Origin of the sequence: Thermococcus sp., assembly GCF_027012695.1 — an archaeon.
GTDB lineage: Archaea > Methanobacteriota_B > Thermococci > Thermococcales > Thermococcaceae > Thermococcus.
This window is the reverse complement of the sequence record NZ_JALUYR010000037.1, coordinates 1-3,646: the sequence shown is the minus strand read 5'-3', so window position 1 is coordinate 3,646 and position 3,646 is coordinate 1. Positions and strand designations below refer to the sequence as shown.

Genomic DNA, 3,646 nt, shown 5'->3' with positions numbered 1-3,646 from the left:
CGCGCTGATCCTGTCAGCCCTTCTGCTATTGTAAGAAAAGGGAAGAGAGGTCAGGCAAAGGTAACGCTCCTGTCCTTGAGGGAGCGGTTGAGCAGGTCGGCGTGCTCCAGCGTAACCTGGTACTCCGCTATCTTCTCCAGCTTGATCTCCTTGCCGTCGAGGATTATCTTGTTGAGGTAAACTTTTCCCTCGTCGAATCCCACAGTATAGACGAAGAGGTCCTTCTTGCTCAGGTATTCCCTTATCTTCTCGTCCTCAAGGGCCTTGGCAAGGCCACCAGCGGCGAATATTCTGACGTGGACGACGAACGCTCCGGGAACGTCCTTCTCGGCGAACCCCCTGAGGGTCTCGACGAATATCTCCTTGGTCTCCTCAATCGGCGTCTCACCGCCGAACTGAAGAACTGTGACCTGGGGAGCGAAGGCCTTGACGCGCTCCGCTATGTCCTCCTCCTTGCCCTTCTCGGCCAGGAAGTGGTAGGTGACTCCTCCGCTGAGGGTTATGAAGGTCGCCTCGGTGGCAGTGGCGATGCTGGAGCAGATTATGTTCCTGCTGGCAACTACCGCGACCTTATTGAGTCCGAGATCCGCTAAAGCCTTTCCAACGAGCCTTCCGGTCAGGGCTCTAAGGTAGATCTCCTCCTCAAAGGTTGTCTTCGCCATTTCACATCACCTCCGTTACCCAACTTTGTGGGTTTGTTCTCGTTTATGACCAATAACGTTAGGGGATATAACTTTTTCGGTTCCCCTAATGAACTTCTGTCGGCCGAATGAATATCCGGTTGTCATGATGACAAGATATGCTGAAATTCGGTGGAGTTCTTGACGTTTTGATTACACAAAAGCGTAAACTTGCCATAATTCCAATCACCCACGGTGGTGATGGGTGGGAATTCACCAAGGAGAGCAGGTTCTGTGGATAAACTTATAACGTTCGGAAAACTAAAGGAAACCGGTGATGGTGATATGCTGAGCGAAAGAATGCTCAAGGCCCTTAACGAACAGCTCAACAAGGAGCTTTTCTCCGCGTACTTCTACTTCGGCATAGCAGCCTACTTCAGGGACAAGAGCCTCGACGGCTTCGCGAGCTGGATGGAGGCCCAGGCCGAGGAGGAACTCGGCCACGCACTCAGGTTCTACGACTACATCTTCGAAAGGGGTGGAAAGGTCGAGCTTGAGAGGATAGAAAAGCCGAAGGGGGAATTCGAGAGTCCGCTCAAGGCCTTCGAGGCGGTTTACCTCCACGAGGTCGGCGTTACCCAGTCGATCTTCAAGCTGGTCGACCTGGCGAAGGAGGAGAACGACCACGCGACCTACAACTTCCTCCAGTGGTTCGTGGAGGAGCAGGTGGAGGAGGAGGCAACGACGAAGGCCATAGTGGACAAACTGAGGCTCATCGGCGACAGCCCGCAGGGTCTCTTCATGCTCGACAGGGAACTGGGAACCAGAAAGGCCCAGCTGAGAGCGCTCCTCAACCCCAAGGCCTGATTTCCTCTTTTCTCTTTTGCGGTCCGGGGGTTTCTCCATGAGGGTTCTTCTCCCCGGTGGGACGGGTTTCATAGGCAATTACGTTCTCAGAGAGCTTCTAAATAGGCAGCACGAGGTCGTTGTCCCGACGAGGAGGGATGTGAAACTCGATGGGGCGGAAACAATCAGGGTCTCTGGGAAGCCTGAGGAGTACGCCCGGCTCGTGGAGAACCTGAACCCAGACGCCGTAATAAACCTCATCGGGGTTCTCAGGGGCGACTATTCCGTCCACTACGAAGTCCCAAAGGTACTCTCGGGAGCAGCTGAAAGAACAGGGACGAGGCTCGTCCACGTGAGCGCCCTCGGGGCCGACGAAGGCTCTCCAGTTGAGTACTTCAGGAGCAAGGCCCTCGGCGAGCGGGAAGTCCTGAGGCTGGACGACTATGCGATAGTCCGACCCTCCCTCGTCCTCGGGCCGGGGCAGAGGCTTTTCAGGGACGTCCTCCGCTGGAGAATTTTCCCGGACCTTAAGACGCCCGTCCAGCCCGTTGACGTTCGAGACTTGGCCAGACTCCTCGTGGACCTCGCCGAGGGGAATGGAAAGCGCGAAATCAACGTCTGCGGACCTGAGGTGGTTCCGCTCGGCGAACTCGTGAAGATGGTAATGAAACAAGCCGGAAAGCGGGTTCTCCATATTCCTTTGCCCGAATTTCTCATAAGGATCGCGGGAAAGCTCGACAGTTCCCTTTTGATGGTCCTAACCGAGAACGTCTGCCCCCAAAAAGACAGCGTCGTCTTTGAACGGCCTCTCAAGGAATCCATAGCCTTCGCCGCGGAGGGGTTGAGATGAGGTACGATTTGGCCAGCTACATCTACGAGCCTGTGAATAGCTTCCTCGAAAAGCCGACGGGAATAAGAAAAGCCCGAAGGGAGTTAATTGAAAAGGCCAGAGGTAGGGTTATAGAACTCGGCGTCGGGACTGGCCTGAACCTTCCCCTTTACCGCGAAGGCGTTGAAGTTATTGGGGTTGACGTCAGCGAGGGGATGCTGAAGAAAGCTAAGGGGAAGAAAAGTCCGGCCAGAGTGAAGCTCGTCAAAGCCGACGCCCGCTCCCTGCCGTTTCCCGATGAGAGCTTCGACACCGCCGTTTCCACATTCTTCCTCTGCGTCGTCCCGGAGAAAGGGAAGGTTTTGGGCGAGGTAAGGCGCGTTTTAAAACCGGATGGCCTTCTCCTGGCGATGGAGTGCTCTCCCCCGAAGAACCCCGTCTTCAGGGCTTTTTTGAGTGGTTTGAGCGCGCTGACGAGCAGGCTGACCGGGACGGACTTCAGGGTGGACGTTGGAAACCTCCTGAGGAAGAGCGGCTTTGAAATCCTTGAGGAGAAAAACCTCGTGAACGGTGCCGTCAGGATTATAGTCGCTAGACCCTCCGGAGAACCATGACGAAGGCTATCCTCGGGAAGAACCACCGGATTGTGAGCACTTCAAAGCCTCTTTTCTCAAACTCCCGCGAAAGCTCCTCCGGGGAAGGAAAGGCCTCTATGGAACGCAAGAGGTGGTTATAAGCTTCTCTGTTGCCCGTTAAAATCCCTCCAATGATGGGAACGACGCTCCTCGTATAGAACCACGCCAGTTTTCCAAGAGGGCTCTCGTTTCTGGAAAACTCCAGGAGGAGAAGGATTCCGCCCTGTTTTAGAACACGATGGATTTCGCTAATAGCTTTCTCCCTCTCGGAGAAGTTTCTCAGGCCAAAGGCAACGCTCACCAGGTCAAAGCTTCCATCCGGGAAGGGAATATCCTCGGCGTTTCCCACCCTAAGCTCCGCGAAGGGGACCTTTTTCCTCGCTATTTCGAGCATTCGCTCACTGCAGTCTAAACCATAGAATCTGGCCGGGACGCCTCTCTTCTCAAGCCTTTTCATCATGCACCTTATCATGTCCCCTGTTCCGCAGGCAACGTCCAGAATGCGTGGTTTTTTGACGTCCAGGTAGGTAAGGGCTGTTTCGCAGGCCTTTCTCCGCCACCTCTTATCGAGGCCAAGGGTTGTGAGCCTGTTAACTAAGTCATAGCGCTCGGCTATGCTGTTAAAAAGCTCCCTTACCAAGTTCTTCCCTCCGCAGGATTTTCTTAACCTTCGCGGGCCTTCCCCCGAGGACGTAAACCCTGTGGGCGACTCTAAA

Annotated in this window: 5 protein-coding genes; 3 read left to right on the top strand and 2 right to left on the bottom strand. The window is 54.8% G+C overall.

All coding sequences use genetic code 11. The annotated features are described in order from the left end of the window. Positions 1–50: 50 nt before the first annotated feature. Positions 51–662, bottom strand: a complete 612-nt coding sequence (locus MV985_RS02155; protein WP_297460021.1) for a hypothetical protein — start codon at positions 660–662, stop codon at positions 51–53. 303 nt (positions 663–965) lie between these two features. On the opposite strand from MV985_RS02155, the gene MV985_RS02150 reads away from it, so the two are divergent. From MV985_RS02150 to MV985_RS02140, 3 genes are read left to right on the top strand one after another with little or no spacing between them, the layout of a single operon-like run. Next, positions 966–1,487, top strand: a complete 522-nt coding sequence (locus tag MV985_RS02150; RefSeq protein WP_297460019.1) for a ferritin — start codon at positions 966–968, stop codon at positions 1,485–1,487. Between the two features lie 37 nt (positions 1,488–1,524). Beyond that, positions 1,525–2,316 (top strand): NAD-dependent epimerase/dehydratase family protein, encoded by a 792-nt coding sequence (locus tag MV985_RS02145; protein WP_297460017.1) that lies wholly within the window; start codon positions 1,525–1,527, stop codon positions 2,314–2,316. Then, complete coding sequence (locus MV985_RS02140; RefSeq protein WP_297460015.1) at positions 2,313–2,909, top strand: methyltransferase domain-containing protein; 597 nt, start codon at positions 2,313–2,315, stop codon at positions 2,907–2,909. The genes MV985_RS02145 and MV985_RS02140 overlap by 4 nt, the downstream gene beginning before the upstream one ends. Here the strand turns inward: MV985_RS02140 and MV985_RS02135 are convergent. Beyond that, complete coding sequence (locus MV985_RS02135) at positions 2,887–3,570, bottom strand: ubiquinone/menaquinone biosynthesis methyltransferase (RefSeq protein WP_297460013.1); 684 nt, start codon at positions 3,568–3,570, stop codon at positions 2,887–2,889. The genes MV985_RS02140 and MV985_RS02135 overlap by 23 nt on opposite strands. Positions 3,571–3,646 lie beyond the last annotated feature (76 nt).

Coding starts and splice junctions, on each gene's coding strand:
- MV985_RS02150 (WP_297460019.1), top strand. CDS start 966: ATGCTGAGCGAAAGAATGCTCAAGGCCCTTAACGAACAGCTCAACAAG.
- MV985_RS02145 (WP_297460017.1), top strand. CDS start 1,525: ATGAGGGTTCTTCTCCCCGGTGGGACGGGTTTCATAGGCAATTACGTT.
- MV985_RS02155 (WP_297460021.1), bottom strand. CDS start 662: ATGGCGAAGACAACCTTTGAGGAGGAGATCTACCTTAGAGCCCTGACC.
- MV985_RS02140 (WP_297460015.1), top strand. CDS start 2,313: ATGAGGTACGATTTGGCCAGCTACATCTACGAGCCTGTGAATAGCTTC.